Annotated in this window: 23 protein-coding genes and 4 pseudogenes; 15 read left to right on the forward strand and 12 right to left on the reverse strand. The window is 73.5% G+C overall.

What is annotated here, in order from left to right:
• Nucleotides 1-73: 73 nt before the first annotated feature.
• On the reverse strand, nucleotides 74-658 hold the full coding sequence (locus KYY02_RS31740) for a hypothetical protein (protein WP_371244124.1): 585 nt from the start codon (nucleotides 656-658) through the stop codon (nucleotides 74-76).
• A gap of 562 nt (nucleotides 659-1,220) precedes the next feature.
• On the opposite strand from KYY02_RS31740, the gene KYY02_RS31745 reads away from it, so the two are divergent.
• A complete protein-coding gene (locus tag KYY02_RS31745; RefSeq protein ID WP_371244126.1) occupies nucleotides 1,221-2,738 on the forward strand; it encodes a glutamate-cysteine ligase family protein in 1,518 nt (505 codons plus the stop codon).
• A gap of 90 nt (nucleotides 2,739-2,828) precedes the next feature.
• On the forward strand, nucleotides 2,829-3,629 hold the full coding sequence (locus KYY02_RS31750; protein WP_371244128.1) for a CPBP family intramembrane glutamic endopeptidase: 801 nt from the start codon (nucleotides 2,829-2,831) through the stop codon (nucleotides 3,627-3,629).
• A gap of 57 nt (nucleotides 3,630-3,686) precedes the next feature.
• Here KYY02_RS31750 and KYY02_RS31755 read toward each other — a convergent pair whose 3' ends face one another.
• Nucleotides 3,687-4,496, reverse strand: coding sequence for a PhzF family phenazine biosynthesis protein (locus KYY02_RS31755; protein ID WP_371244130.1), 810 nt, complete (start codon nucleotides 4,494-4,496; stop codon nucleotides 3,687-3,689).
• Between the two features lie 690 nt (nucleotides 4,497-5,186).
• On the opposite strand from KYY02_RS31755, the gene KYY02_RS31760 reads away from it, so the two are divergent.
• Nucleotides 5,187-6,188: an EamA family transporter gene (locus KYY02_RS31760; RefSeq protein ID WP_371244168.1), complete on the forward strand. Its 1,002-nt coding sequence runs from the start codon at nucleotides 5,187-5,189 to the stop codon at nucleotides 6,186-6,188.
• A 226-nt stretch (nucleotides 6,189-6,414) separates the two neighbouring features.
• Nucleotides 6,415-7,372, forward strand: a pseudogene (locus tag KYY02_RS31765) (DMT family transporter).
• Nucleotides 7,373-7,426: 54 nt separating this feature from the next.
• Here KYY02_RS31765 and KYY02_RS31770 read toward each other — a convergent pair.
• Nucleotides 7,427-8,002: pseudogene (locus tag KYY02_RS31770) on the reverse strand (FMN-binding negative transcriptional regulator); the annotation flags it as partial.
• A 56-nt stretch (nucleotides 8,003-8,058) separates the two neighbouring features.
• Nucleotides 8,059-8,739, reverse strand: coding sequence for a pyridoxamine 5'-phosphate oxidase family protein (locus tag KYY02_RS31775; protein ID WP_371244132.1), 681 nt, complete (start codon nucleotides 8,737-8,739; stop codon nucleotides 8,059-8,061).
• Nucleotides 8,740-8,774: 35 nt separating this feature from the next.
• On the opposite strand from KYY02_RS31775, the gene KYY02_RS31780 reads away from it, so the two are divergent.
• Nucleotides 8,775-10,112 carry an aminotransferase class I/II-fold pyridoxal phosphate-dependent enzyme gene (locus KYY02_RS31780; RefSeq protein ID WP_371244134.1) on the forward strand — a complete coding sequence of 446 codons (1,338 nt, stop codon included), beginning with the start codon at nucleotides 8,775-8,777 and terminating at the stop codon, nucleotides 10,110-10,112.
• Nucleotides 10,113-10,506: 394 nt separating this feature from the next.
• Here the strand turns inward: KYY02_RS31780 and KYY02_RS31785 are convergent.
• Nucleotides 10,507-10,677 (reverse strand): annotated as a pseudogene (locus tag KYY02_RS31785) (pyridoxamine 5'-phosphate oxidase family protein); the annotation flags it as partial.
• A gap of 107 nt (nucleotides 10,678-10,784) precedes the next feature.
• Entirely contained in the window at nucleotides 10,785-11,291 is a 507-nt protein-coding gene (locus KYY02_RS31790; protein ID WP_371244136.1) for a Rieske (2Fe-2S) protein, read from the reverse strand.
• Nucleotides 11,292-11,485: 194 nt separating this feature from the next.
• On the opposite strand from KYY02_RS31790, the gene KYY02_RS31795 reads away from it, so the two are divergent.
• Both KYY02_RS31795 and KYY02_RS31800 read left to right on the forward strand, forming a co-directional pair.
• Nucleotides 11,486-12,241, forward strand: a complete 756-nt coding sequence (locus KYY02_RS31795; protein ID WP_371244138.1) for a HipA family kinase — start codon at nucleotides 11,486-11,488, stop codon at nucleotides 12,239-12,241.
• Complete coding sequence (locus KYY02_RS31800; protein WP_371244140.1) at nucleotides 12,238-12,621, forward strand: DUF3037 domain-containing protein; 384 nt, start codon at nucleotides 12,238-12,240, stop codon at nucleotides 12,619-12,621. The genes KYY02_RS31795 and KYY02_RS31800 overlap by 4 nt, the downstream gene beginning before the upstream one ends.
• Before the next feature lie 71 nt (nucleotides 12,622-12,692).
• Here the strand turns inward: KYY02_RS31800 and KYY02_RS31805 are convergent, their stop codons facing one another.
• Nucleotides 12,693-13,223, reverse strand: coding sequence for an excalibur calcium-binding protein (locus KYY02_RS31805; protein ID WP_371244142.1), 531 nt, complete (start codon nucleotides 13,221-13,223; stop codon nucleotides 12,693-12,695).
• Nucleotides 13,224-13,514: 291 nt separating this feature from the next.
• Between KYY02_RS31805 and fabG the strand changes: the two genes are divergently transcribed.
• The 5 genes from fabG to KYY02_RS31830 all read left to right on the forward strand — a co-directional run bounded on the left by fabG (nucleotide 13,515) and on the right by KYY02_RS31830 (nucleotide 18,417).
• Nucleotides 13,515-14,276 carry a 3-oxoacyl-ACP reductase FabG gene (gene fabG, locus KYY02_RS31810; RefSeq protein WP_371244144.1) on the forward strand — a complete coding sequence of 254 codons (762 nt, stop codon included), beginning with the start codon at nucleotides 13,515-13,517 and terminating at the stop codon, nucleotides 14,274-14,276.
• A gap of 13 nt (nucleotides 14,277-14,289) precedes the next feature.
• Nucleotides 14,290-15,048, forward strand: coding sequence for an SDR family oxidoreductase (locus KYY02_RS31815; protein ID WP_371244146.1), 759 nt, complete (start codon nucleotides 14,290-14,292; stop codon nucleotides 15,046-15,048).
• A 268-nt stretch (nucleotides 15,049-15,316) separates the two neighbouring features.
• Nucleotides 15,317-16,903 (forward strand): ABC transporter substrate-binding protein, encoded by a 1,587-nt coding sequence (locus tag KYY02_RS31820; protein ID WP_371244148.1) that lies wholly within the window; start codon nucleotides 15,317-15,319, stop codon nucleotides 16,901-16,903.
• A 175-nt stretch (nucleotides 16,904-17,078) separates the two neighbouring features.
• Complete coding sequence (gene ung, locus KYY02_RS31825) at nucleotides 17,079-17,762, forward strand: uracil-DNA glycosylase (protein WP_371244150.1); 684 nt, start codon at nucleotides 17,079-17,081, stop codon at nucleotides 17,760-17,762.
• A gap of 139 nt (nucleotides 17,763-17,901) precedes the next feature.
• On the forward strand, nucleotides 17,902-18,417 hold the full coding sequence (locus KYY02_RS31830; protein ID WP_371244152.1) for a hypothetical protein: 516 nt from the start codon (nucleotides 17,902-17,904) through the stop codon (nucleotides 18,415-18,417).
• A 634-nt stretch (nucleotides 18,418-19,051) separates the two neighbouring features.
• Here the strand turns inward: KYY02_RS31830 and KYY02_RS31835 are convergent.
• Both KYY02_RS31835 and KYY02_RS31840 read right to left on the reverse strand, forming a co-directional pair.
• Entirely contained in the window at nucleotides 19,052-19,564 is a 513-nt protein-coding gene (locus KYY02_RS31835; RefSeq protein WP_371244154.1) for a DinB family protein, read from the reverse strand.
• 30 nt (nucleotides 19,565-19,594) lie between these two features.
• On the reverse strand, nucleotides 19,595-20,197 hold the full coding sequence (locus KYY02_RS31840; RefSeq protein ID WP_371244156.1) for a TetR/AcrR family transcriptional regulator: 603 nt from the start codon (nucleotides 20,195-20,197) through the stop codon (nucleotides 19,595-19,597).
• Nucleotides 20,198-20,282: 85 nt separating this feature from the next.
• Here KYY02_RS31840 and KYY02_RS31845 point away from each other — a divergent pair, with 85 nt between their 5' ends.
• Together KYY02_RS31845 and KYY02_RS31850 are read left to right on the forward strand one after the other, a co-directional pair.
• Entirely contained in the window at nucleotides 20,283-21,506 is a 1,224-nt protein-coding gene (locus KYY02_RS31845) for an FAD-dependent monooxygenase (protein WP_371244158.1), read from the forward strand.
• Nucleotides 21,478-22,383 (forward strand): Gfo/Idh/MocA family protein, encoded by a 906-nt coding sequence (locus tag KYY02_RS31850; protein ID WP_371244160.1) that lies wholly within the window; start codon nucleotides 21,478-21,480, stop codon nucleotides 22,381-22,383. The genes KYY02_RS31845 and KYY02_RS31850 overlap by 29 nt, the downstream gene beginning before the upstream one ends.
• On the opposite strand, the gene lnt is transcribed toward KYY02_RS31850, so the two are convergent.
• On the reverse strand, nucleotides 22,307-23,872 hold the full coding sequence (gene lnt / locus KYY02_RS31855) for an apolipoprotein N-acyltransferase (RefSeq protein WP_371244162.1): 1,566 nt from the start codon (nucleotides 23,870-23,872) through the stop codon (nucleotides 22,307-22,309). The genes KYY02_RS31850 and lnt overlap by 77 nt on opposite strands.
• A 598-nt stretch (nucleotides 23,873-24,470) precedes the next feature.
• Between lnt and KYY02_RS31860 the strand changes: the two are divergent.
• Nucleotides 24,471-24,605: pseudogene (locus KYY02_RS31860) on the forward strand (SDR family NAD(P)-dependent oxidoreductase); the annotation flags it as partial.
• Between the two features lie 37 nt (nucleotides 24,606-24,642).
• On the opposite strand, the gene KYY02_RS31865 reads toward KYY02_RS31860, so the two are convergent.
• Both KYY02_RS31865 and KYY02_RS31870 read right to left on the reverse strand, forming a co-directional pair.
• Entirely contained in the window at nucleotides 24,643-24,822 is a 180-nt protein-coding gene (locus KYY02_RS31865) for a hypothetical protein (RefSeq protein ID WP_371244164.1), read from the reverse strand.
• A gap of 132 nt (nucleotides 24,823-24,954) precedes the next feature.
• Complete coding sequence (locus KYY02_RS31870; protein WP_371244166.1) at nucleotides 24,955-25,830, reverse strand: undecaprenyl-diphosphate phosphatase; 876 nt, start codon at nucleotides 25,828-25,830, stop codon at nucleotides 24,955-24,957.
• Nucleotides 25,831-26,012: the final 182 nt, after the last annotated feature.

Consider the following 26,012-nt stretch of genomic DNA (forward strand, 5'->3'; position numbering starts at 1 on the left):
GGGCTAGTCCTCCTGGGGACAGCACGTGCCCCGCCGCGTCGGGAGTCCGGGCGGCGGGGCACACGGTGTCTTCTCAGGCGGACGAACCGAGCAGGCGGGTCGGTGCCACCCGGTGCGTCAGGACCGGGAGCAGGTCGGTGAACCGGTGCGGGCGGTGGGCCGCGATGCCGGGCGGCGCCGGGGCGAGCGGGACGAGCAGATCGGTGGCGGCCGGGTGGCCGGTGGCGCCGTCCGCGGTGGGGGCGCCGTGCAGCCAGAGCGTCAGCATGTAGAGGCCCGGCACCGAGAGCAGTCGGGGCTGGTACGGCTGTGTCATGGCGTCGGCCTGGCGCAGCGCGAGCTCGGTGGAGGTGATGTAGGGACCTTCGAAGAAGCGGGAGAACGTCCAGCCGTCGGCGGTGAGCACGGTGTCCGCGGCGGCCACCGCGCGGTCGCCGGCGCGGATCAGGAAGCGCCAGCCGGTCAGCCGGGTCGTGGTTCCGCTGTCGGGGGTGGTCCGGTCCAGGACGTGCACGGGAAGGGGCAACTCGGCCGAGGCGGGCCCCTGGGCGACGAGCAGGGAGGGAGTTCGGGCTTCGCGGACCGCGGTCGGAGACGAGAGCGCGGTCAGGACGGAACGCAGTGCGGGCGCGGGAGCCGGGGGGACATGCAGGGGCATAGTGGGTCGCCTCTCATTCGAAGGCACAGTGGCGCGAGGGCGGGGCGTGGTGGGGCGGACGGCGTTGTCAGCTCGCGAAGGCCAGAGGGGCAGGGGCCGGGGGCCGAGTCCGGGGAACGGGGGCGAGGAGTGCCGCACGCCGCCTCCCGGCTGGATCACTCGAACCGCGGGCGCCAACCTTCTGCCTTGTGCGCAAAGTTTATACGACACGTGTTCAGGCTGTGTTTCGGCTAGCTGTTTCCGGCCGGGGGAACAAGGGTACTTCTGGTCGATGGAATGCGAAAATAATCCCGATTCCAGGCGGGCCGTACGCCGGTGACCTCACACGATGAGCGCAAAGTGGTCGACCAATTCTCGTCGGTGTTTTTCACGAGTTCGCAACCGACCCATGAGTCGCCTTCTGTGCCATGCCCCGTGAATGTGCCACTGGTCACACCGACCAGACTAGCGGTCGATGGTGCCCTCCGGGGCGTTATCGATCGCATCGGCGGGGCATCCTTGCCTGTGGACCGGGACCCCGGCGGACGATCTTCGGTCCGCCCGCGCGAGGAAGGACGCTTCGATGGGGGAGAAGGTCGTGGCAGGTCAGTTCGACCTGTCCGATCGCCAGCGCTACCGCGAAAAGCTCCGCAGTTGTCTGACGGGCTTGGAGCGACTCCTGGCGGAGAAGCGGTTCGACCGCCCCAAGAACTTCATGGGGCTGGAGATCGAATTGAATCTCGCGGGTGCCGACGGCATGCCGAGAATGTTGAATGCACAAGTCCTCGAACGGATCGCCAGCAGGGACTTCCAGACGGAACTCGCCATGTTCAATCTGGAAGTGAACATCGCCCCCCACCGATTGGGCGGGCGGGTATTCGACCGGCTCGACGAGGAGTTGCGCACTTCGCTCGCGTACGCCGATCGTAAAGCCGGTGAGGTGGACGCGGGGATCGTGATGATCGGCATCCTGCCGACGCTGGACCGGGACGACCTGGTCTCCTCGAACCTTTCCGACGTCGACCGCTACGCATTGCTCAACGAGCAGATCGTGGCCGCGCGCGGCGAGGACTTCACCCTCGACATCGACGGTGTCGAGCGCCTCAGCTGTACCTCCAAGTCCATCGCCCCGGAGGCCGCCTGCACTTCGGTGCAGCTGCACCTCCAGGTCACCCCGGAGCGCTTCGCCGGCGTGTGGAACGCGGCCCAGGCCGTCGCCGCCGCCCAGATCGCCGTCGGCGCCAACTCGCCGTTCCTGTTCGGACGCGAACTGTGGCGCGAGTCCCGGCCCCCGCTGTTCCAGCAGTCCACCGACACCCGCCCGCCCGAGCTCCAGGCCCAGGGTGTGCGGCCGCGCACCTGGTTCGGGGAGCGCTGGGTGACCTCGGCGTTCGACCTGTTCGAGGAGAACCTGCGCTACTACCCGGCCCTGCTGCCCATCTGCGACGACGAGGACCCGCTGGAGGTGCTGGACCGGGGCGGAGTCCCCACGCTCGCCGAACTCGTCCTGCACAACGGCACCGTCTACCGCTGGAACCGCCCCGTCTACGGCATCACCGACGGCGTGCCCCACCTGCGGGTGGAGAACCGTGTGCTGCCCGCCGGCCCCACCGTCACCGACGTCGTCGCCAACGCGGCCTTCTACTACGGCCTGGTCCGCGCCCTCGCCGAGGACAGCCGGCCGGTGTGGACCCGGCTGCCGTTCGAGGCGGCGGCCGCCAACTTCGACGCCGCCTGCAAGGACGGTATCGACGCCCGCCTCACCTGGCCCCGGCGTGGCCGCCTCGGCGGTCTGGGCGAGGTGGACGCGGTCACCCTCGTACGGGACGAACTGCTGCCGCTCGCCGAGGCCGGGCTGGACGCGTGGGGGATCGAGCCCGCCGACCGCGACCGGTACCTCGGGGTGATCGGGGAGCGGTGCCGTCGGAGGGTGAACGGCGCGACCTGGCAGAGCGCGACCTTCCACCGGGCCCTCGACCTGGGCCTCGACCGGGAGGCCGCCCTGGCCGCCACCACCCTCCGCTACCGCGAACTGATGCGGCAGGGCGAACCGGTGCACAGCTGGCCGGTGGGACTGCCGGAACCGGTGCCGACGGCCTGAGTCCCGCGGTCCGCCCCCGCACGGCCCCCGGCCGGGCGCACGGCCGCTGCCCTCATACTGATCGGACCGATCGGTGATGTGGAGGCAGGTGTGCAGGCGGAGGCGGGCCCGGGGGCCGATTCGTATCCTGAGCGGAGGCCCTCGCGGACGACGCTCCGCGACGAGACACTGCTCGTGCTCGCGCTGTCGCTCGGCGCGAGCGGGGTGTCGGCCCTGATCAGCTTTATCGGCTCGGTCACCGAACCGGGCGGCCTGAAGGACCAGGCGGCCACCCTCAACGCCTCGGCGGCGCCGGGCCGCCCCTGGCTGGACCTGGCCTGGCAGCTCTTCGGGATCACCACGGCGCTCGTCCCCGTCGCGCTGGTCGCGCACTTCCTGCTGCGCGAGGGCGCGGGGCTGCGCACCCTCGGCTTCGACCGTACCCGGCCCTGGTCCGACCTCGGTCGCGGAGCGGCGGTCGCGGCGGTCATCGGCAGCAGCGGTATCGCCTTCTACCTGGCCGCGCGCGGCTTCGGGTTCAATCTCACCGTGGTGCCGGAGGCGCTGCCCGAGGTGTGGTGGAAGTACCCCGTGCTGATCCTCTCGGCGCTGCAGAACTCGGTCGTCGAGGAGGTCGTCGTCCTCGCCTACCTGCTGCGCAGGCTCGACCGGCTGGGCTGGTCCCCGGGCGCCGCGATGGCGGGCAGTTCGGTGCTGCGCGGCTCGTACCACCTCTACCAGGGCATCGGCGGCTTCATCGGGAACATGGTGATGGGCGTGGTGTTCGTGTACCTCTACCGGCGCTGGGGGCGCGTCGGGCCGCTGGTGGTCGCGCACACGCTGCTCGACGTCGGCGCGTTCGTGGGGTACGGGCTGCTGGCCGGCGAGGTGGACTGGCTGCCGACGGCGTGAGACGGCGTCACAGGGGGCGTGCCGGCCGCGCTGCACGCCCCCTGTGCCGTGCCGGGATCAGACCAGCAGGTCGCCCTCGACGACCGTCACGGCCCGTCCGCTCAGCAGGGTGCGCTCGCCGCGCACCTCGGTGCGGACGCGGCCGGAGCGCGATGAGGCCTGCAGGCCGGTGAGGCCCGAGCGGCCGAGGCGCTCGGACCAGTAGGGGGCCAGAGCGGTGTGCGCGCTGCCGGTGACCGGGTCCTCGTCGATGCCGACGTTCGGGAAGAAGCAGCGGGAGACGAAGTCGTAGCCGAGGGCGGGGTTCTCGGCGCGGGCGGTGGCGATGATGCCGCGCTCGGAGTAGGCGGCCAGCGCCTTGAGGTCGGGCCGCAGGGCGTGGACGGTTCGTTCGTCGGTGACCTCGACGAGCAGGTCACCGATGTCCGGGCCGGTGTCGAACGCCGTGAGCGGCCGGGCGCCCAGCGCCTCGGCGACGCCCTCGGGAACGTCGACCGCGGTGAGCGGGGCGGTGGGGAAGTCCAAGGTGACAAAGCCGTCCTCGCCGGGCGTGGCGACGAGGACGCCGCTGCGGGTGGCGAACCGCACCGGACCCCGGTGCGCGCCGGTGGTGTGCAGGACGTGCGCGGTGGCCAGCGTCGCGTGGCCGCACATCGCGACCTCGGTGGCGGGGGTGAACCAGCGCAGCGCCCAGTCGGCCTCGCCGCCCGCCGGGAGCGGGTGGGCGAAGGCCGTCTCGGCGTGATTGACCTCCAGGGCGACGTTCTGCAGCCAGGGGTCGTCCGGGAAGGCGTCGAGCAGCAGTACTCCGGCGGGGTTGCCGGCGAAGGGCCGGTCGGTGAAGGCGTCGACGATTCGAATCCGCATGACCTGACCGTACGGGCGGTGCGAAGTCGCGGGCCAAGGCCAATTCGAGGGCGGTGGCCCGGTCGCCGGGGCCGTCGGCGGCCTGTCCCGGCGACGGGCGTGCGAAGACATCGGCGGCCGGTCGGCTGCGACCCGGGGGTCCGTGATCAGCCGTGGGCGCCGAAGCCGCCGCGGCCGGGTGCCGTCCGGGTCCGGCTGAGCCACTCCGTGCCCGGACGGCGCCCGGCCGGGCACCGGCCGGGCCGGTGCCACGCTGTGGCCGTCGCCGGAACACCGGGTTCGCGCATGCCGGCGGGCAGCCGCTCGAGCGCACGGGCGCCGCCGGTCGGCTGGGCCCTCGGGGAGCCATCCGGGCCGGGGCGTCACAGGGCGCCGGCCACGGCCTGCGCCGGCAGGGCGCGGTCGAGGACTCCGGAAGACGCCCCCGCGACGGCCGAGGCCGCGGGCCTCCTGCCGCCGGCCGCGGGGTGCATGGAGCGCGCGCATGAGCGCGCCGCCCGTCACGACCGCGGTCCGGCGCGCGGTACGGACCCGCTCGCGGCGATCGTCGTGGACCCGCGGGCACGTGCCGTCGAGGTCCTCGAGCGCGCCGGAACCGTCCCCGCGAACTGTCCGCCCGGCTCGAGGCGTCGCCCAGTCGGTGAGACAGGCGTCATGAGGGGTGACGCTCCTGTCGGGGCCTGGCATCATGTGCCGGTGCCTACCTCTGTCAGTACCCCGAGGGACCACCGGAAGGGCGTCGGACTCGGCCTCGCACTGCTGTCCGCGCTGGCTTTCGGGGGCTCCGGCGTGGCGGCCAAGCCGCTGATCGAGGCGGGTCTCGACCCGCTCCACGTCGTGTGGCTGCGGGTGGTGGGCGCGGCGCTCGTCATGCTGCCGCTGGCGGTGCGCCACCGAGGGCTCCTGCGCCGCAGCCCCGGGCTGCTCGCCGGGTTCGGCCTGTTCGCCGTGGCCGGCGTCCAGGCCTGCTACTTCGCCGCGATCTCCCGCATCCCCGTCGGGGTCGCGCTGCTGGTCGAGTACCTGGCGCCCGCGCTCGTGCTCGGCTGGGTGCGGTTCGTGCAGCGACGGCCGGTGACCCGGGCCGCCGCGGTCGGCGTGGTCCTGGCGGTGGGCGGACTCGCCTGTGTCGTGGAGGTGTGGGCCGGCCTCGGCTTCGACGCGCTCGGTCTGCTGCTCGCGCTCGGCGCGGCCTGCTGTCAGGTCGGCTACTTCGTCCTGTCCGACCGGGGCAGCGACGGCGAGGAGGCCCCCGATCCGCTCGGGGTGATCGCCTACGGGCTGCTGATCGGCACCGCTGTCCTGACCGTCGTCGCCCGTCCCTGGTCCATGGAGTGGGCCGTGCTCTCCGGCAGCGCGGGGATGAACGGCACCCCGGTCGCCGCCTTCGTCCTGCTGGCGTGGATCGTCCTCGTCGCCACGGTGGCCGCGTACGTCACCGGGGTGGTGTCGGTGCGCCGGCTCTCGCCGCAGGTCGCCGGTGTCGTGGCCTGTCTGGAGGCGGTCATCGCCACCGTCCTCGCCTGGGTGCTGCTCGGCGAGCACCTGTCGGCACCGCAGATCGTGGGCGGCGCGGCGGTCCTGGCGGGCGCTTTCATCGCCCAGTCCTCGGCACCGGCGAAAGGTTCCGGGGAGCCCGTGGCGAGCGGCGGACCCGAAAGGGAGTTGTCCACGCCGGGTACGGCCGCCTAGGGTGCCGATCATGCATGCGCGCGCACGTGTTCTTCCGCCTCCGGCCGCCTGAGGCGGGCCCTCCGGTACATCTGCCCGGCTGGTCGCCGGGCGGAGCGGTGCTGCCCGCGGACGAAGCCCGCGGATCCTGCCGCTCGGGCCCCGACCGGGCCTGATCCAGGGATCTCTTCCCGAACCTCCGCGTCCACGCCGATGTGCGTGGTGCGCGCATCTGCGGAGAGAACACGTGTCGAACGCCGTCTCCGGCCTGCCTGTCGGGCGAGGCCTTCTCTATCTGATCGTCGCCGGTGCCGCCTGGGGCACCGCGGGCGCCGCCGCGTCACTGGTCTACCGGGCCAGCGACATGGGCCCGGTCACCCTGTCCTTCTGGCGCTGCGCGGCCGGCCTGGTGCTGCTGCTCGCCGTCCGGCCGCTGACGCGGCGCGCCCGGACCGCCGCTCCCGAGCCGCTCGGCCGGCGCGCGCTGCGGGCCGGAGCCACCGGCAGCGGGCTCGCGGTCTTCCAGACCGCCTACTTCGCGGCCGTCTCCGCCACGGGGCTCGCCGTGGCCACCGTCGTCACCCTCGGCGCCGGACCCGTACTGATCGCGCTCGGCGCGCGACCGACCCTGGGGGAGCGCCTCGGGCGCGGCGGAATGGCCGCCGTCGTGGGTGCGCTCGCCGGACTCGTCGTGCTCGTCCTCGGCGGCGGGGGCGCGACCGTGGACCCGTGGGGTGTGCTGCTCGCCCTGCTGTCCGCGGCCGGCTACTCGGCGATGACCCTGCTCACCCGGTGGTGGGGGCGCGACGGCGCCGTGGACTCCTCGGGCGCCACGGTGGGGGCGTTCGCCGTCACCAGCCTGGTGCTGCTGCCGTTCGCCGCGGTCGAGGGGCTGGTGCCACACACCGACGCCCCGGGCGCGCTGCTGTGCCTGCTGGCGTACATTGCCTCCGTGCCGACGGCGCTCGCGTACGGCCTCTACTTCGCCGGCGCGGCCGTCGTGCGGTCGGCCACCGTGTCCGTGATCATGCTGTTGGAGCCGGTGAGCGCGGCGGTGCTCGCGGTCGCCCTGCTCGGGGAGCGGCTCACGACGGCCATCCTGGCCGGCACCCTGCTGATGCTCGGCTCGGTCGCGGGGCTCGCGATGGGGGGAGGTGCGGGGCGCGCGGGTCCGTGAGGAGGAGCCGGACACGGTGCCGGTGTGACGGCGCGGGGACCCCGTCCACGAGGGAGGGGCCCGGCCCCGGGGGTCGGACCGGCTGCCGGCTCAGTAGGTACGCGCGTGCCGCCGCGGCATGTGCGCCGCCCCGGTCCGCCAGTCCGGCCGCGATGCGCTCCCGTACCGCCCCGTACCGCCCCGTACCGCGCTTGCCCGCGTACCCGGACTTCGCCCGTACGCCCGTCACCTCGAGCCGGATCCCGCGGGTCCCGGACAGCAGCCCGCCGTACGGGGCCTCACCCGTCGCCGCCCGCGCGGAGCCGCCCTCCGGCTGGAAGTGGCCGATCCGGCGGTCGGGGAGCGCGGCCTTCCGCGCCGGATCGTCCACGACACGGGCATGGCCGCGCAGTTGACCGCAGGCGTGGAGGCTGGTCGGGACGCCGTGCTCGGACGGGGTGCCGGGCTCGGCCTGCCGGGGACCGGGGACGTACACGTAGCCGTCGACCCCGCTCAGCAGGGCCTCCGGACGCACCTCGACGGCGTGCCGGAGCGGGCTGGGCCGGGCCAGGCGGGTGACCGCCTCGCCGGGCTCCGCGTCGTGGGCGAAGTGCGGGGGTCACACCTGGGGAGGCTCTCCCGGCGGGCCGTCGACCGTGAGCTGTCCGAAGCCGTGCACGGCCGGCTACCGCTGCCGCTCGTCGTCACGGGGCGTGTCCCGGGGATGGACCGGCATCACAGGTCCGCCAGGTAGCCGGGCAGCTCGATGCCGGGGGCCAGGTCCGGGTCGGCGAGCGGTGCGTCGTACCCCTTGCGCAGCGGGACGACGCCGGCCCAGTGGGGGAGGGAGAGGTCCTCGGGCTCGTCGTTGACGCCACCGGTGCGGAGCTTGGCGGAGACCTCGTTCAGGTCGAGGCGGACCACCGCCGTGGCGGCCAGCTCCTTCTTGTCGGCCGGCCGGGAGTCGGCGGCGCGGCCCGGTACGACGTGGTCGACCAGGGCGTCGAGGGCCTGCCGCTTCTCCTCGGGGTCGGTCACGTCGTACGCCGTGCCGTGCACCACCACGGAGCGGTAGTTGATCGAGTGGTGGAAGGCCGAGCGGGCCAGCACCAGTCCGTCGACGTGGGTGACGGTCAGACAGACCGGGAGGCCGGGGTCGGCCCGGCCCGCCGCGAGCAGCGGGCGCGAGCCGGTCGAACCGTGGACGTAGAGGCGCTCGCCGATCCGGCCGTACAGCGTGGGCAGCACCACCGGCGCGCCGTCCCGGACGAAGCCGAGATGGCACACGTAGCCCTCGTCGAGTACCGCGTGCACCAGCTCCTTGTCGTACGCGGCACGGTCGGGGGAGCGGGTGGGGACGGTGCGCTCGGTGGGCGGGTAGATGGCGGCGGGCGGCTGCTGCCGGTTCCCCTGCATGGCACTCTCCGTTGTACTAGTGCATAATAATATTTGTGCTAGGAGAGTATCGGATCAGTGGGCGGCGCGCAGGGGAGATCTCCGCGAGCATCGAGCGCGCGGTGGGGGACGGGGCGTTGCGGCCGGGTGAACTGCTGCCGCCCATGCGGGTGTTGGCGGAGCGGCTCGGGGTGAACCCGAACACCGTCGCCGCCGCGTACCGGACCCTGCGTGAGCGCGGGGTCATCGAGACCGCGGGCCGGCGGGGGAGCCGGGTGCGGTCCAAGCCGGCCACCACCGCGCGTGAACTCATCCGGGTGGAGGTTCCGCCGGGCGTGCGGGACCTGTCCCAGGGCAACCCGGACCCCGCGCTGCTGCCCGCCCTGGCCGGGGCGTTCGCGGCGGGGGCGAGGGAGGGCGACCGGGAGCCGGTGCTGTACGGGCATGCGCCCGTGGAACCCGAGCTGGCGCGGCTGGCACGGGCCGGGCTGGACGCCGACGGCGTTCCCGAGGGGCCCGTCGCCGTCACCTCGGGCGCGCTGGACGCGATGGAGCGGGTACTCATGGCGCACCTCAGGCCCGGGGACGCGGTCGCGGTGGAGGATCCGGGCTGGGGGAGTCTGCTGGACCTGGTCCCGGCGCTGGGGCTGAGGACCGTCCCCGTCGGGGTCGACGACGAGGGCCCTTCGCCCGACGGCGTACGGAAGGCGCTGGCGGGCGGGGCACGGGCCCTGGTCGTCACGGACCGGGCGCAGAACCCGACCGGCGCCGCGCTGAGCGCCGCACGCGCGCGTGCGCTGCGCACCGTGCTCGCCGGCCACCCGGAGACGCTGCTCGTCGAGGACGACCACGGACACCACATCGTCGACCTCCCGCTGCACGCCGTGGCGGGTACGACCCGCAGCTGGGCCTTCGTGCGCTCGGCGGCCAAGGCATACGGCCCCGACCTGCGGCTCGCGGTGCTCACCGGGGACGCGGTCACCCTCGACCGGGTGCGCGGACGGCAACGGCTCGGGCCGGGCTGGGTCAGCAGGATCGTGCAGCGCGCGGTGGTGCGGCTGTGGAGCGGGGGAGCGGTGGACCCGCAGGCCGTGGCCGCGCGGTACGGGCGGCGCCGGAACGCGCTGATCGGGGCGCTGGCCCGGCGCGGGATCGCGGCGCACGGACGCAGCGGCATGAACGTGTGGGTGCCGGTCCCCGACGAGACCGGCGCCGTCGCCCGGCTCCTGCACGCCGGCTGGGCGGTGGCCCCCGGCGCCCGCTTCCGCATGAGCGCACCGCCGGGCATCCGCGTCACGGTCTCGACGCTCACGGAGGACGAGATCGAGCCCCTGGCCGAGACGATCGCGGCGGCGCTCGGCCCGGCCGGGGGGCCGGTGCGGACGTACGCCTGAGGCGGGGCGGGTCGCCGACGGCGTCGGTGACGGCTGGGCGGGGGCGTTTCGCAGCCCGGCGTCGGCGGGGCGCCTCCCAGGTCTTTCGGGCACTGAGGAAGGCACGACTGCCCGCGGCCGCGCGCGTACGACGGCACCTCTTCGTCGTCCGGCGCGCGGACGCCGACCGTCGATCCGGGCGGCGGTGCAGGCACTGCGGGCGGCGGGGAGCGGGTCGGGGAGGTGCGGACCGGTGTCCTACGCCGGAGATTTGTCGACAGGAGCGGGTGAGGGAGTCGAGGATCTCCCCGGCTGTCCTGGTCCGGATGAACGGCTTGGGGTCCTTGTTCCACTCCCCGGTCCACGCACGGGTGTCGGCTCCGAGGGCCCGGAGGTTCTTGTGGGCGCCGCGGGTTCGCCGCAGGCCCGCCCGGCGCCTGCTGCGCGCCACGGAGTACAGCCACAGCGAGGCGCCGTCCCGGGCGAGCCGGAGCGTGCTGACGGGCGGTGCGCCGTCGGCGGACACCGTGGCGACCCGGCAGGTGCGCCGGACGGTGAGGAGAACGTCCAGCGCACCGGGCGCCATCACGGTCTTCCGGCCCCGGCCCCGGCCCCGGCCCCGGCCCCGGCCCCGGCGCTGCGCGGCGGTCGCGCGGTCCCTTCGTCCCTCGTGTCGTGCCCGGCGCCGACGGCTCAGGCGAGGGTGATCGAGTCCCCGCTCACCGTGATCTCCACGGCGGGCAGCGGTTGTGTCGCCGGGCCGCTCCGCACACTGCCGTCGGTGATGGAGAAGTTGCTGTTGTGACAGGGGCAGTTGATGACCCCGTCGGTGACGCTCTTCACCGCGCACCCCTGGTGGGTGCAGGTCGCCGAGAACGCCTTGAACTCGCCCGCCGTCGGCTGGGTGACGACCACTTTGCGGTCGGCGAAGACCTTTCCGCCGCCCTCGGGGATGTCGGCGGTCGAGGCGAGCGGGTCGGCCCCGGCGTCGGCGCTCTCGCCGCCGTCCGCCCCTCCGCCGTTCGTGCCGCCGCCGTCCGACGGACCGCCGGCGGAGCCGGAGTCCACGGAGGAGCCCGACGCGTCGTCGTCGGAGCCTCCGCACGCGGTCAGCGCGACGGCGAGGCCCGCCGCTCCGGCCGCCGCAACGACGGTTCGACGGGCGGGTCCCGATGCGGACGTGGTCGATGCGCTGGTCATACCGAGTTCCTTCCGGGGGTGCGTGATCTGTCGAGAGGCACGGTCAGGGGGCCCGCGCCGTTCATGCGATGCCGCGAGCCTGGCCTGTCCGCGGTCGGACGGGCGTAAACCACGGCTGTCGTTTCGCTGTCGGCATCGGCTCGTCCCGCCCGGGCCGCCTCCGGCGTGCGGCGGCACGCCAGTAGCCTGGTGCGATGCTCAAGGAAGTCACCGCGACCCGTTTCATCGCGCCGCTGCGTGAGGGCGGCTCGCTGCCGGGACTGATCGAGGCCGACGACCTCAACACCTACGTGCTGAAGTTCGCCGGCGCCGGACAGGGCCGCAAGACGCTGGTCGCCGAGGTCGTCTGCGGGGAACTCGCCCGCCGGCTGGGACTGAGGGTGCCCCGCCTGGTCACCGTCGAGCTCGACCCCGTACTGGGGCTCGGCGAGCCCGAGCAGGAGGTGCAGCAGTTGCTGAAGTCCAGCGGCGGCACCAACCTCGGTATGGACTTCCTCTCCGGCGCCCTCGGCTTCGACCCGCTCGCCTTCGAGGTGAGCTCCGAGGAGGCCGGGCGGATCGTCTGGTTCGACGCGCTGGTGAACAACGTCGACCGCTCCTGGCGCAACCCCAACATGCTGCGCCGGCACGGCGAACTGTGGCTCATCGACCACGGCGCGACCATGATCTGGCATCACAACTGGCCCGGCGCGGCAGCCTCCGCCGCCCGCCCCTACGACGCCTCCGACCACGCCCTGAAGCCGTTCGCGCCGGACATCGCGTCCGCCGCGGCCCGGCTCGCGCCGCAGGTCACCGAGGAACTGCTCGCCGAGGTCACCGCGGAGATCCCCGACTCCTGGCTGGCCGGCGAGCCCGGTTTCGACACCCCGGACGCACTCCGTTCGGCCTACGCGCGGCCGCTGATCGCCCGCGCCGCCACCGTCCACCAGCACATCCAGGGGGACCGGTGAGCGACCGGCACGTCTTCGAGTACGCGCTGCTGCGGGTCGTGCCGCGCATCGAACGAGGTGAGTGCGTCAACGCCGGGGTGCTCGTGTACTGCCGCCCCAGGTCGTTCGTCGCGGCCCGCACCCATCTCGACGAGGCGCGGCTGCTGGCCCTCGACCCGGAGGCCGACCTGCCCGGAGTACGGGCCGCGCTGCGCGCGGTCGAAGGCGTCTGCGCGGGCGGGGACGCGGCCGGACAGGCGGCGCGGGACGACGCCGGGCGGCGCTTCCGCTGGCTGATCGCCCCCCGGTCCACCGTCGTCCAGCCCGGCCCCGTGCACACCGGGCTCACCGCCGATCCGGCGGCGGAGGTGGAACGACTGCTCGACCTGCTCGTGCGCTGACGGCCGACGGGCGTGGACGGCTGCGGGCGGTCCGTGGACGCGACCGGTCACCCGCAGTCGCCCATGGCCCGTCAGGCCCGGCGGCGTCTCACCAGGTAGCCGGCCGCGGCCACGGCGCCCGTCGCGGACATCGCGCCGATGCCCAGGTCCCAGCCGCTGGGCCCGGACCCCGCCGAGCCGCCCAGCCCGCCACGCACGCCGCGTGTCGGCGCAGCGGAGGCGGGGGCCGCGGACGCGGCCCGGGTCGTCGGCGCGGAAGCGGGGGCCACGGCCCGGGTGGGCGTGGCGGTCGTCGGCGCCGGTGACCGGGTGGGCGGAGCGACCGACGGCGGCCGGGCCGGCGCCGAGGCGGAGGGGGCCGGACGGAAGGTGGACGAGGTGAGGTCGCGCCGGGGCAGCGCCTCGCAGGCCACCCCGTCGTCCGGGCCCGGTTCCTCGTCGAGCCGGTGCGGATCGCTCCGGTCCGTGTCGAGGAAGGCCTGCGCTTCCTCCTGGTAGGTGAAGTCGCTGCAGTCCAGGTCCTGGGCGTGAGCGGGGTCGGCCAACGGCACGATCGCGGCGAGCGCGATCAGGGTGCCCGTGGCACCGGCGCGACGGCGCACGGCGGCCTCCTGTCCGCTCGCGGGTGGCTCGTGTTCCGACGCTAGGGGCCGTCCGGCGCGAGGGCGCGCGGCACTGGCCCGATCGGGTGCTCCACTCGGATGCCGGGCGCGAGACGGCCACGGCAGACGGGAGAGGGCCATGGCGTGGGGAATGGACCACACACGCGCGATGTGCCGTTGACACCGGGTGCCAGGGCTTCTAGCGTCACGTCTGCTGAAGGTACTAAGCGGTCGCTCACCGATTCCGGTCCGGCCGCAGGAGCCGCATCCCAAGCGCGAGGAGAAGCAGCAATGTCCACCACTGAGCAGCGGGTCGCGGTCGTCACCGGCGCCGCGCGCGGCATCGGCGCCGCCACCGCCGTACGACTGGCCGCCGAGGGTTGCGCGGTCGGCGTGCTCGACCTCGACGAGGCCGCCTGCAAGGACACCGTCGAGAAGATCACCGCCGCCGGTGGCAAGGCGATCGCGGTCGGCTGCGACGTCTCCGACGAGGCGCAGGTCGAAGCGGCCGTCGCGCGGATCGCCGAGGAGCTGGGCGCGCCCACGATCCTCGTCAACAACGCGGGCGTGCTGCGCGACAACCTGCTGTTCAAGATGAGCGTCTCCGACTGGGACACCGTCATGAACGTGCATCTGCGCGGTGCCTTCCTGATGTCCAGGGCCTGTCAGAAGCACATGGTGGACGCGGGCTTCGGCCGCATCGTCAACCTGTCCTCCTCCTCCGCGCTCGGCAACCGGGGCCAGGTCAACTACTCGGCGGCCAAGGCCGGCCTCCAGGGCTTCACCAAGACCCTCGCCAAGGAGCTCGGCAAGTTCGGCGTGACCGCCAACGCCGTCGCCCCCGGCTTCATCGCCACCGAGATGACCAAGGCCACCGCCGACCGCGTCGGCATGGGCTTCGACGACTTCAAGGCCGCCGCCGCCACCCAGATCCCGGTCGCCCGCGTCGGCGAGCCCGAGGACATCGCCAACGCGATCGCCTTCTTCGCCGGCGAGGCGGCCGGCTTCGTCTCCGGCCAGGTGCTGTACGTCGCCGGCGGACCGCTCGACTAGGAAGACCGGGAACATGACTGCTGTGGAACTCTCGGGCAAGGTCGCCCTGATCACCGGCGCCAGCCGCGGCATCGGCTACGGCGTCGCCGAGGCCCTCGTCGCGCGCGGCGATCGCGTCTGCATCACCGGCCGGGGCGAGGACGCCCTCAAGGAGGCCGTCGAGAAACTCGGCCCCGACCGGGCCGTGTACGTCGCCGGCAAGGCGCACGACGAGGCCCACCAGGCCCTCGCCGTCGAGCACGCCATGGAGACCTTCGGCCGCGTCGACTACCTGGTCAACAACGCCGGCACCAACCCGGTGTTCGGGCCGATCGCCGACCTCGACCTGAACGTGGCGCGCAAGGTGTTCGAGACCAACGTGATCTCGGCGCTGGGCTTCGCGCAGAAGACCTGGCACGCCTGGCAGAAGGACAACGGCGGCGCGATCGTCAACATCGCCTCCGTCGCGGGCATCGCGCCCTCGCCGTTCATCGCCGCCTACGGCGTCAGCAAGGCCGCGCTGATCAACCTGACCCAGCAGCTGGCGCACGAGTTCGCGCCCGGGGTGCGGGTCAACGCCATCGCCCCGGCCGTGGTGAAGACCAAGTTCGCGCAGGCGCTGTACGAGGGCCGGGAGGCGGAGGCCGCCGCCGGCTACCCGTTGGGCCGGCTCGGCGTGCCCTCCGACATCGGCGGTGCCGCCGCGTTCCTCACCTCGGAGCAGTCGGACTGGGTCACCGGCCAGACCCTGGTCGTCGACGGCGGCGTCTTCCTGAACGCCGGCGTCGGCTGAACCGCGGTGCGACAGGTGCGCCGCACGGGACGGTTCCGCGTGCCGCGCGGGTGACGTGATCGTCCGCGCGGGGCCTCTGTCCCGACCGTCCGGCACGGGCGTCCGTTGACGAAAACGGCGCCCGTGCCGGCGTATCGGAGCCGCGACGGCGCGTGACAACGTAGTCATCGAGAAGCCGAGCCCAAGGGCCGCGCAGAGGGGGGTCGACGGGGCGAACGCTGCGGTATGGTCTGCCGACTCTTGGGACGGCAGATCGAGGAGCGTGCGCGTGTTCAACCGGAACCGATGCCTGCGGAGGATGGCGGCCATCGCGTCCGTGTCGTCCTTGGTGACCGGCTGCGGCGTCCTGTCGTCCGGTGCCCCGGACGACGAGGGGCCCGTCGTCGTGGGAACCACCAGCTCGCCCAGCACGCTGGATCCCGCCGCCTCCTGGGACAGTTCCTGGGAGCTGTTCCGCAACGTCTACCAGACCCTGCTGAGTTACCCGGTCGGTGCGTCCACCCCGCAGCCGGACGCCGCCAAGAGCTGCGGGTTCTCCGACAATTCCAACCAGGTGTTCCGCTGCGAGCTGCGCGAGGGGACGACGTTCTCCGACGGCAGCACCCTCGACGCCAAGGCGGTCAAGCACTCCATCGACCGGATCCGGCGGATCGGCGTCAACGGCGGTCCGGCCGGTCTGCTGGGCAGCCTCGAACGGGTGCAGGCGCCCAGCGAGCGCGAGGTCGTCTTCCACCTCGACAAGCCGGACACCACCTTCCCGTTCGTGCTCGCCACCCCGGCGATGTCCATCGTCGCCCCCGACGCCTACCCGGCCGACGCCCTGCGCGAGGGCGACGGCGTCGTCGGCTCGGGTCCTTACACCCTCCGGTCGTACAAGGAGGGCGAGGAGGCCGAACTCGTCCGCAACGACCGCTACAAGGGCTTCGCCGAACGCCGGAACGACGCGGTGACCATCCGCTACTTCCAGGACTCCGGCACCATGGTCAAGGCGTTGCGGGACGACCGGATCGACCTGGCCTACCGCGGTCTGGCGGCGGGCGACATCATCGGGCTCCAGGGCAAGACCTCCAAGGAGGAGGGGCTCCAACTGATCGACGGCACCGGGACGGACATCAACTACCTGGTGTTCAACCCGAAGGACCCGTGGGCCGGCAGGAAGGAGGTGCGCCGGGCCGTCGCCCAGGTCGTCGACCGCGCGGCGATCGCGCACAAGGTCTACAGGGACACCGTCGACCCGCTGTACTCCATGGTCCCCAAGGGCATGACCGGGCACACCACCGGCTTCTTCGACGACTACGGCGAGCCCAGCGTGTCCAAGGCCCGGCGGATCCTCACCGGGGCCGGGATCACCGAGCCGGTCCCGCTGACCCTCTGGTACACCACGGACCGCTACGGCTCCGAGACCGCGCTGGAGTTCAAGGAGCTCGAGCGGCAGCTGGAGGCCTCGAAGCTGTTCGACATCACGCTCGAGAGCCGCCCCTGGAAGACGTACGTCGAGGGCTACCAGAAGGGCGAGTACCCGGTGTTCGGGCGCGGCTGGTCCCCCGACTTCCCGGACGCGGACAACTTCATCGCCCCGTTCGTCGGCAGGCAGAACGCGCTCGGCACGCCCTACGAGGCGACCGAGATCACGACCGAGTTGCTGCCCAGCTCCCGCCGGGAGAGCGACCGCGGGAACGTGGTGAGGCAGTTCGAGGAGGCCCAGCGGATCCTCGTCGACGACGTGCGGCTGCTGCCGCTGTGGCAGGGCCGGCAGTACGTGGCGGCGAGCCGGGACATCTCGGGCGCGGAGCGGGCGCTGGACCCGTCCACCATCATGATGGTCTGGGAACTCTCACGGAAGACCAGCTGGTAGAGCCGGGCGTGACCGTCCACCGGCCGGTCGGCGGAACAACCGGAGGACGGTTCAGCAGGACGACGCTCAGCGGTGGAGTCACGACCACCGGAACCTACAGGCGACCACTGACCATGTCAGTGGTCGCCTGTAGGTTCTGTGTCCTGGAAGCGACCGCACACGTAAGGACATCGACGTGACCGACATCGCCATGCTGCCCGAGTCCTGGCGCGGGGTTCTGGGCGACGAACTGCAGCAGCCCTACTTCGAGGAGCTGACCGCGTTCGTCGAGGAGGAGAGGGCGAACGGTCCGGTCTACCCGCCCCGCGAGGAGGTCTTCGCGGCGCTGGACGCCACGCCGTACAACAAGGTGAAGGTCCTGATCCTCGGCCAGGACCCCTACCACGGCGAGGGTCAGGGACACGGCCTGTGCTTCTCCGTCCGCCCGGGCGTGAGGATCCCCCCGTCCCTGCGCAACATCTACAAGGAGATGCACGCCGAGCTGGGCACGCCCATTCCGGACAACGGCTATCTGATGCCGTGGGCCGCACAGGGCGTGCTGCTGCTCAACGCGGTGCTCACGGTCCGCGCCGGTGAGGCCAACTCCCACAAGGGCCGCGGCTGGGAGCGCTTCACCGACGCGGTGATCCGTGCGGTGGCGGACCGCCCCGACCCGGCGGTCTTCGTGCTGTGGGGCAACTACGCGCAGAAGAAGCTGCCGCTGATCGACCAGAGCCGGCACGCGGTGGTCAAGGGAGCGCACCCCTCGCCGCTGTCCGCGAAGAAGTTCTTCGGGTCCAGGCCGTTCACGCAGATCAACGAGGCGGTGGCCGCGCAGGGCCACGAGCCGATCGACTGGACCGTCCCGGACCTGGGGTGACGTCGCCCCGCCGGGTGCGGACCGTTCCACGGACCCCGCACCCGGCCCGCTCGAGGTACCACGGAGCGGCCTGCCCGGTATCGCCCCGGCCTGCGGCTAGCGTCGGGGGCGACAGCCGGCGAGCGGTGCGGAGGACGGGGTGGCGGAGCGACAGGAGCAGTCGGCGCCGGACGCCGTGCTCACGCGGATCGGCCAGGTCGTGATGCTGCACCACGCGGGGGACCGCGAGGAGGCCCGGCACCGGTTGCTCGGCCTGTGGGCGGAGATCGGCGAGCACGGGGACCCGCTGCACCGCTGCACCCTGGCCCACTACCTCGCCGACACGCAGGACGATCCCGAGGACGAACTGGCCTGGGACCTGCGGGCGCTGACGGCGGCCGAGGAGGTCGCGGACGGCCGCGCCGGGGCGCACGGGGGATCCCCCGCCGTGCGCGCGCTCTACCCGTCCCTGCAGCTGAACCTGGCTGCCGACTACGCCCGCCTCGGCCGTCCCGACGCCGCCCGCACCCACCTCCACCGGGCCCGGGGCGCGGCCCGCGCCCTGGCCGACGACCGCTACGGCGAGGGCGTACGGGCCGCCATCCGGCAGCTGGAGATCCGGCTGGACGAGGACCAGGCGCCCGGGGGCCGGGGGGCGCCGGGACCGCGTTCCTAGGGGACCGGTGTCCGTGCCGCTCCGGCCGGTTCACCTCCGTACGTCTCCCCGCAGATGGTCGCCTCCGGACTGCCCGGGCGCCAGCCGCCGTACTGCCTGCCCAGCGCGCACACGTCCGGTCCGCCGGAGGGGCCACGGCGCATCGACCCCGCGATGTCGGGGAGGGCCGTCGCGGGGGGCCGCGGCCGGCCGCTCCCACCGGTCCCGGGGCGGGTCGGCAGGGCCTGCCCGTTCCGGTCGCCGGGCGGTGTCCTCCGCTCCGGCGTGGCGCCGGGAGCGGCACGGTGCGACGGGGGCGCGGGCGTCTTCGGGGACCGGGACGGGCCGATCATCTCCAGGGCCTCACGTGCCGGTGCCTGGACGACCTCCGTCTCGTCCCCCGCGGTCCGATGGAGGTCCGATCCCCGGGACGGTGCCGTCGCCGGTCCTGGCGCGAGGGGACGGTGGACCGTCACACAGCCCGAGAGGGCCGAGACGGCCACGGTCACCAGAAGCGTTGCTGCGGTCGTCGTTCGATGCACCCGCGCCACTCTGCTGGCTCCGGCCGTCCGGAGGGGGCCGGACGGGCACAGCATGCCCCGCACGAGTGATCCCCCGCCCCGTACGGAGGCCCCGGGTGGTGTCGTGGGTGACGTCACTCGCCGGTGGCGCCGTCGACCCGCTCGCGGATCAGGTCGGCGTGGCCGTTGTGACGCGCGTACTCCTCGATCATGTGGGTGTAGATCCAGCGCAGGCTGTACGGATCCGCGCTGAACCGGTGGCGGCCCCGGGAGGGATCGTCGAGGGCGAAACGGGCCGCGTTGCTCCGCGCGGCGGCGATCTCGGCCTGCCAGGTGCCGTACGCCTCCTTCCAGGTGTCCTCCCCGGTGAGGTGGAACTCGCCGTCCGGCTCTGCCTCGCCGTAGTAGAGGGGGCCGGCGTCCTCGTCCGCGAGCACCCTGCGGAACCAGCTGCGCTCCACCTCCGACATGTGCCGCACCAGGCCCATTAGGGACAGGTCCGAGGGCGGCACCGACGCGGTGCGCAGCTGCTCGTCGGTCAGCCCTTCGCACTTCCGGGCGAGGGTGTCGCGGTGGTAGTCGAGCCACCCCTCCAGCATGGTGCGTTCGTCGGCGTCGTTGGCGGGTTCGGTGCGCTCGGTCGTCATGCCGCCATCCTGGCCCGGCACTGATCCGCTTCACCAGGGTTTTTCGGCCCCGAGCATTCCGGCCAGCAGTTCCTCCAGGTCCGAGCGCACCTCGGCGAGGTCCGGCACTCGGGCGCCGAACGAGCCGGCCACGCAGGAGAACATCAGGCCGTCCGCCCAGGCGATCAGCGACAGCGAGTGACGCTCGGGGTCCGTGGAACCGAGTCCGGTGACGAGGGCTGTCAGCTGATCGCGGAACCGGGCGCCGGCCGCGTCGAAGTACGCCCGCAGCTCGGGGCGGCGGGTGGCCTCCAGGGCCAGCTCGTAACGGGCGAGGGTCAGTTCCCGGTTGCCGGTCAGCGCGCGGTGGGCGGTCAGCGCGAGGGCGTCCACCAGGGAGCCGGCGCCGGTCCGCGGATCGGGCATCTCGTGCAGCGCGAGCACCCGTGCCTCCCGCTCGGCGAGCCGTCGTACCGCCAGTTCCAGCAGGGCCTGCCGGGTGCGCGCCAGGTTCGAGGTGGACCCCTGGGGGAGTCCGGCCGCCTCGTCCACCGCCCGGTGGGTGAGGCCGCGCATCCCACGTCCGGCGAGCAGGGCGAGGGCGGCGTCGGCGACGAGATCGGCACGGGCGGCGCCCGGGGTGCGTACGGACATGGGGTCAAACTACCTGTGACACTACGCCTGTAGTACGCTGGACCCCGAGTCCACTACGGATGTAGTCCCGTCAGGAGGAGGAGCCATGGCACGTCCCGAGCGGGCAATCGTGATCGGCGGCGGGATCGGCGGCCTGACCGCGGCCGTCGCCCTGCACCTGCGTGGTGCGCGGGTGACGGTGCTGGAGCGGGCCGGGGCCCTGGAACCGGTCGGCGCGGCCATCTCCCTGTCGCCCAACGCGCTCCGTGCGCTGGACGTCATCGGGCTCGGCGACGACATCCGCGCGCTGTCGGCCTGGCAGGGCGACGGCGGGCTGCGCGCGCCCGGCGGCCGGTGGCTGTCCCGCACCGACGCCGCCGCGGCGGCCGAGCGCTTCGGCGGACCGCTCGTCCTGCTCCACCGCGCCACCCTCATCGGCCACCTGGCCGCGCGACTCCCGTCGGGCGCCGTCCGCACGGGCACCGCGGCCCGCCTCCTCGACCCGGGCGCCCCGGGCCGGCCCGCCCGGGTCGGCACCCCCGCCGGCGAACTGGAGGCCGATCTGGTGGTGGCCGCCGACGGGATCCACTCCGCCGTACGCCGCGGGCTCTTCCCCGGGCACCCCGGCCCGGTGTACTCCGGCTTCACCACCTGGCGACTGCTGATCCCCCTGCCCGGCGTGGAGTTCGCCTCGCACGAGACCTGGGGCCCGGGCCGCATCTGGGGCACGCACCCGCTCAAGGACGGCCGCGTCTACGCCTACGCCGCCGCCGTCGCGCCTTCGGGGGAGCACGCCCCGGACGACGAGCGGGCCGAACTGCTGCGGCTCTACGGCGACTGGCACACCCCCGTCCCCGAGGTGCTGGCCGCCGCCCGCCTTGAGGACGTGCTCCGCCACGACGTCCACCACATCGCCGAACCGCTGCCCGCGTTCCACCACGGCCGGGTGGCGCTGGTCGGCGACGCCGCGCACGCCATGCCGCCCACCCTCGGCCAGGGCGGCAACCAGGCGATCGAGGACGCGATCACCCTCGCCCACCACGCCGGCGACCTGCCCGCCTACACCGCGGCCCGGTTGCCCCGCACCACCGCGATCGCCCGCCGGGCCGTGAAGGTGGCCCGCCTCAACCTGATGACCGGCCGGGTGGGCGCCGCGGTACGCGACCACGCGCTCGTCGCACTGTCGAAGGCCGCTCCCGCGCTGTTCCTGCGCGGCTTCGAAGGGATCGCCGACTGGCGTCCGCCGCAGCAGCCGTATGCTTCCCGGACCACGACGGGCAAGGACCAGGGGAGCACACACGGTGAAGGTCGGCTGCATCGGACTCGGTGACATCGCGCGGAAGGCCTACCTCCCGGTGCTCGCCCACCGGCCCGGAGTGGAGCTGCACCTGCAGACCCGCACCCCCGCGACGCTCGACCGGGTCGCCGACGGCCTCCACCTGCCGCCCGGGCGGCGCCACGCGGACCTCGGCTCCCTGATCGCCCAGGACCTCGACGCGGCCTTCGTGCACGCGCCGACAGAGGTCCACCCGGAGATCGTCACCCGGCTCCTGGAGGCGGGCGTACCGACGTACGTCGACAAGCCGCTCGCCTACGAACTCGCCGGTTCCGAGCGGCTGGTGGAGCTCGCCGAGGAGCGTGGCACGAGCCTCGCCGTCGGCTTCAACCGACGCTTCGCCCCCGGCTACGTCCAGTGCGCGGACCACCCGCGCGAGCTGATCCTCATGCAGAAGAACCGCGTCGGGCTGCCCGAGGAACCCCGCACGATGATCCTCGACGACTTCATCCACGTCGTCGACACCCTGCGCTTCCTGGTGCCCGGCCCGGTCGACGACGTGACCGTGCGCGCCCGCACGGAGAACGGACTGCTGCACCACGTGGTGCTCCAGCTCGCCGGGGACGGCTTCACCGCGCTCGGCGTGATGAACCGGCTGAGCGGCTCGTCCGAGGAGATCCTCGAGGTCTCCGGACAGGACAGCAAGCGTCAGGTGGTCAACCTCGCCGAGGTGATCGACCACAGGGGACAGCCCACCGTGCGACGGCGCGGCGACTGGGTGCCGGTGTCGCGGCAGCGCGGCATCGAGCAGGCGGCGCTGGCCTTCCTGGACGCCGTCCGCGCGGGCGAGGTGCTCAGCGCCCGGGACGCGCTGGCGACCCATGAGCTGTGCGAGCGGGTGGTGCGAGCGGTCCACGAGCGCTCCGCCTGACACGCCCCGCCCCGGTGACGGCCCAGACTCCGAGGACCAGCAGCGCCGCGTGCAGCGGCCAGTCGCCGAAACGGACATAGGGCGTGGTGCCGTGCGCCGGCGGAACCTCGTACACCTGCGCGGCGGCGGTGTCCGTGCCGAGCCGCGGGCCGACGGGCTCCCCGCCCGGCCCGTACACGGCGGAGACGCCCGTCAGGGTCGCGTGCACCATCGGGCGGCCGGTCTCGGCGGCGCGCAGCGCACCGAGCGAGGCGTGCTGTCCGGGGGCCCAGCTCTGCTGGAACGTCGACGTGGAGGACTGGGCGAGCAGTACGTCGGCGCCGTCCTCGGCGAGATGCCGGCTCATGTCGGGGAACGCGGACTCGAAGCACACCATCGGGCCGATCCGCAGCCCGTTCCCCGCGTCCATCACCACCTGCCCGGAGCCCCGTCGGCGGTCCTCGCCGGCCGCCTCGCCGACTGAGGTGGCCCAGCCCAGCAGGGAGCGGGCCGGAACGTACTCGCCGAAGGGAACCAGCCGCATCTTGTCGTACCGGTCGCCGGTCGGACCGTCCGGGCCGACCAGCACCGAGCTCTTGTGGATACCGGGCTCGTCCGACCGCCGGGCGTCCACGTTGACCAGGATCCAGGCACCCGTCTCGCGGGACAGCGCGGCGAGCCGCCGTGCGAGGTCGGGCCGGTCCCCGAGGTCGAAGCCGACGCTGCTCTCGCCCCAGACGACCAGGCCGACGTCCTTGCCGGCGAGCTCACGCGTGAGCCGTTCCTCGCGGTCGAAACGCCGCTGCGCGCTGTCGGGTCCGGCGACGACACCCGGCTGCACCAGCGCGATCCGGACCCGGTCGGCGGTGTCGGGCCGGGGTGCGTACGCCCAGGCGGCGGAGGTGACGGCGGCCGTGGCGACGAGCCCGGCCAGGGCGGGCACCCGGGCCCGCCGGACCGCGACCAGCACGGCCACGGCGACGTTGAGGGCCACCACCAGGAAGCTGAGCAGCCATGTTCCCCCGACCGAGGCCAGCCGCAGCGCGGCCTCCACCTGCCACTGGCTCGCGCCCAGTACGCCCCAGGGGCCGCCGAGTCCCTGCCAGGAGCGGACGAGTTCGATCGCCAGCCACCCCGACGGCACCACGACGAGCGCGGCCGCGGCCCGCCCGCGCGACGGCACCCCGCCGAGCAGCCGCCGCACCAGCCACCCCCACGGCGCCCACAGCGCGCCCAGCAGGGCGGCGATGACGAACGTGAACACGTGCAGGTTCGGCAGCAGCCAGTGGTGCATGGCCACCATGAAGCCGAACCCGCCCCACCAGCCGTCGAACGCCGCCCGTCTTCCCGTGGGAGCGGTACGGGCCAGCAGCACCCACGGGACCAGGGCGACGTAGGCGAACCACCACAGGGACGGGGCCGGAAAGGCCAGGACGGGCAGGGCGCCCACGACCGCGGCGACGGTCGAGCGCCGCCAGGGGGAGGCGAGCCGGTGGCCGAGCGTCTTCACAGGCGCCTCCCTACCCCGTGGTGCCTCCAGTGTGCGTCCCTTCGGTGGCCCGGGACAGCGGGTCGTGGCCGGCGAGGTGGTGGCTTCCGCGTGACGGCGTTCGGACCGGTCGTACGAGGTGGTCCCCACCGGGCCGCACCGGCCTGCCGTGCCCGCATGGGCGGTCCTCCCGGCGAGGTGCCGTCAGCTGTGAAGGGGACGGTGGACAAGGTCTGGCACGGATCGAGCCGTCCTTTCCGGGGACGACGTACCGCTGCGGGCGGGGCGCGAGGAAGGGCCGGGGGAGCGTGCCGGCCGGGGAGGTCGGCCGGGAGACGCCGCGCGGGTGCAGCGGGGTCCGAAGCGGGGTCCGCGTCCCGGCCCGCCGGGTGCCGGTCGCCGCGGCCGGGGCCCGCACGGTACGAGGACGAGTGGGACCGAGGGCGCCGAGGACGTGGCACCGCTCGCCACCGGGATCTCCGTCCCGGTGCGGGACGGAGATCCCGGCCGTGCCGCCGTGCCGCTGCCGGGGAAGCGCCCCCCACTCCTCGACGACGACGCGCTCGCGCGTCTGCGAGCCTGGAGACCTTCGTCCCGCGCTCTTCGCCCGGAGGTACTCATGAAGCGTCTCGTCACGGTGGTCACCGGTGGCAGCCGGGGGATCGGCGCCGCGGTCTGTCTGCGGCTCGCGGCGGAGGGGCACGACGTGGCGGTGAACTACGTCCGGGACTCCGCGGCCGCCGAGGACGTGGCGGGCGGGCGCTGAGCCGTGCCGCGGGGGCGGAAGAGGATCAGGCGGCCCTGACGACCCGGTCGCGGATCGCCGCCGCCCACTCGACCACCAGCAGTTCGTACTGCTCGCGCTCCTGGGCGGACAGGGACCCGCCCGAGCGCAGCCACAGCGCGCGGATCTGCTCGTTGACCTCGGCGGCGGACCGCCCGGAACCAGGGGTCACTAAATCGGGGGACATGCGGGCAAGCCTAGGGCCACGGACTGACAGTGTGCTACCGGACGACTACGCACGCCGTATGTCTTCGGTCACGTGCCCGGGTCACGTTCCTGCCACCGCGGGCGTGTTCCCGCCCCGGTGGCGTCCCCCGAGCTAGCCCGCCGACTCCGCCGCGTGCGGGCTGAGGGTGCCCGTGGCGACCAGGGCCAGGATGACGATGCCGAGTGCGATGCGGTACCAGACGAACGGCATGAAGCTCTTGGTCGAGATGAACTTCATGAACCAGGCGATCACCGCGTACCCGGTCACGAAGGCGATCACCGTCGCGAAGAGCGTCGGGCCCCAGGAGACGTGTCCGCCCTCCGCGGCGTCCTTCAGTTCGAACAGGCCGGAGGCCAGTACCGCGGGGATGGCGAGCAGGAAGGAGTAGCGGGCCGCGGCCTCGCGCCGGTAGCCCATGAACAGACCGCCGCTGATGGTGGCGCCGGAGCGGGAGACGCCCGGAATGAGGGCCATGGCCTGGCAGACGCCGTAGATCAGACCGTCCCTGACGCTCAGGTCCTTGAGTTCCTTGGGCTGCTTGGCCACGCGGTGCCGGCCGCCGCTCTCGCTCCGCGCCGCGAGACGGTCGGCGACGCCGAGCACGATGCCCATGCCGATCAGCATCGCCGCGGTGAGCCGCAGATCGCGGAACGGACCCTCGATCTGCTCCTTGAGCGTCACCCCGAGCACACCGATCGGGATCGAGCCGACGATGACGAGCCAGCCCATGCGCGCGTCCAGGTCGCGGCGCATCTCCTTGTTCGTCAGTGAGCGGGTCCAGGCCGACAGGATCCGGCCGATGTCCTTGCGGAAGTAGATCAGGACCGCGGCCTCCGTGCCGATCTGGGTGATCGCGGTGAAGGCCGCGCCCGGATCCTCCCAGCCGGAGAAGGCCGCGGTCAGCCGCAGGTGGGCGCTGGAGGAGACGGGCAGGAACTCGGTCAGCCCCTGGACGAGTCCGAGGATGAGTGATTCGAACCAAGACATGAGGTAGCGAAGTCCAAGTGCCGATCGTGGGACGGGCGACGGGGCGCACCGCACCGCACCGCCGTGAGCGGTGATCGGGCGCGCCGAGGGGGAAGCGTAGCGCCCCAAGATGACAGCCCCGACACAGGGTCTTCACGGCCGCGGGCCCCCCGCCCGGGGCGCGCGGCGCCGCCCCCGGCCCG

The organism is Streptomyces pimonensis (genome assembly GCF_041380215.1).
GTDB classification, from domain to species: Bacteria; Actinomycetota; Actinomycetes; order Streptomycetales; family Streptomycetaceae; genus Streptomyces; species Streptomyces pimonensis.

Excerpts from the sequence above, each read along its gene's own strand:
- KYY02_RS31815 (WP_371244146.1), top strand. The coding sequence starts at position 14,290 with ATGACTGCTGTGGAACTCTCGGGCAAGGTCGCCCTGATCACCGGCGCC.
- KYY02_RS31775 (WP_371244132.1), bottom strand. The coding sequence starts at position 8,739 with ATGCAGGGGAACCGGCAGCAGCCGCCCGCCGCCATCTACCCGCCCACC.
- KYY02_RS31835 (WP_371244154.1), bottom strand. The coding sequence starts at position 19,564 with ATGACGACCGAGCGCACCGAACCCGCCAACGACGCCGACGAACGCACC.
- KYY02_RS31745 (WP_371244126.1), top strand. The coding sequence starts at position 1,221 with ATGGGGGAGAAGGTCGTGGCAGGTCAGTTCGACCTGTCCGATCGCCAG.
- fabG (WP_371244144.1), top strand. The coding sequence starts at position 13,515 with ATGTCCACCACTGAGCAGCGGGTCGCGGTCGTCACCGGCGCCGCGCGC.
- KYY02_RS31740 (WP_371244124.1), bottom strand. The coding sequence starts at position 658 with ATGCCCCTGCATGTCCCCCCGGCTCCCGCGCCCGCACTGCGTTCCGTC.
- KYY02_RS31845 (WP_371244158.1), top strand. The coding sequence starts at position 20,283 with ATGGCACGTCCCGAGCGGGCAATCGTGATCGGCGGCGGGATCGGCGGC.
- KYY02_RS31870 (WP_371244166.1), bottom strand. The coding sequence starts at position 25,830 with ATGTCTTGGTTCGAATCACTCATCCTCGGACTCGTCCAGGGGCTGACC.
- KYY02_RS31790 (WP_371244136.1), bottom strand. The coding sequence starts at position 11,291 with ATGACCAGCGCATCGACCACGTCCGCATCGGGACCCGCCCGTCGAACC.
- KYY02_RS31840 (WP_371244156.1), bottom strand. The coding sequence starts at position 20,197 with ATGTCCGTACGCACCCCGGGCGCCGCCCGTGCCGATCTCGTCGCCGAC.
- KYY02_RS31755 (WP_371244130.1), bottom strand. The coding sequence starts at position 4,496 with ATGCGGATTCGAATCGTCGACGCCTTCACCGACCGGCCCTTCGCCGGC.
- KYY02_RS31795 (WP_371244138.1), top strand. The coding sequence starts at position 11,486 with ATGCTCAAGGAAGTCACCGCGACCCGTTTCATCGCGCCGCTGCGTGAG.
- KYY02_RS31865 (WP_371244164.1), bottom strand. The coding sequence starts at position 24,822 with ATGTCCCCCGATTTAGTGACCCCTGGTTCCGGGCGGTCCGCCGCCGAG.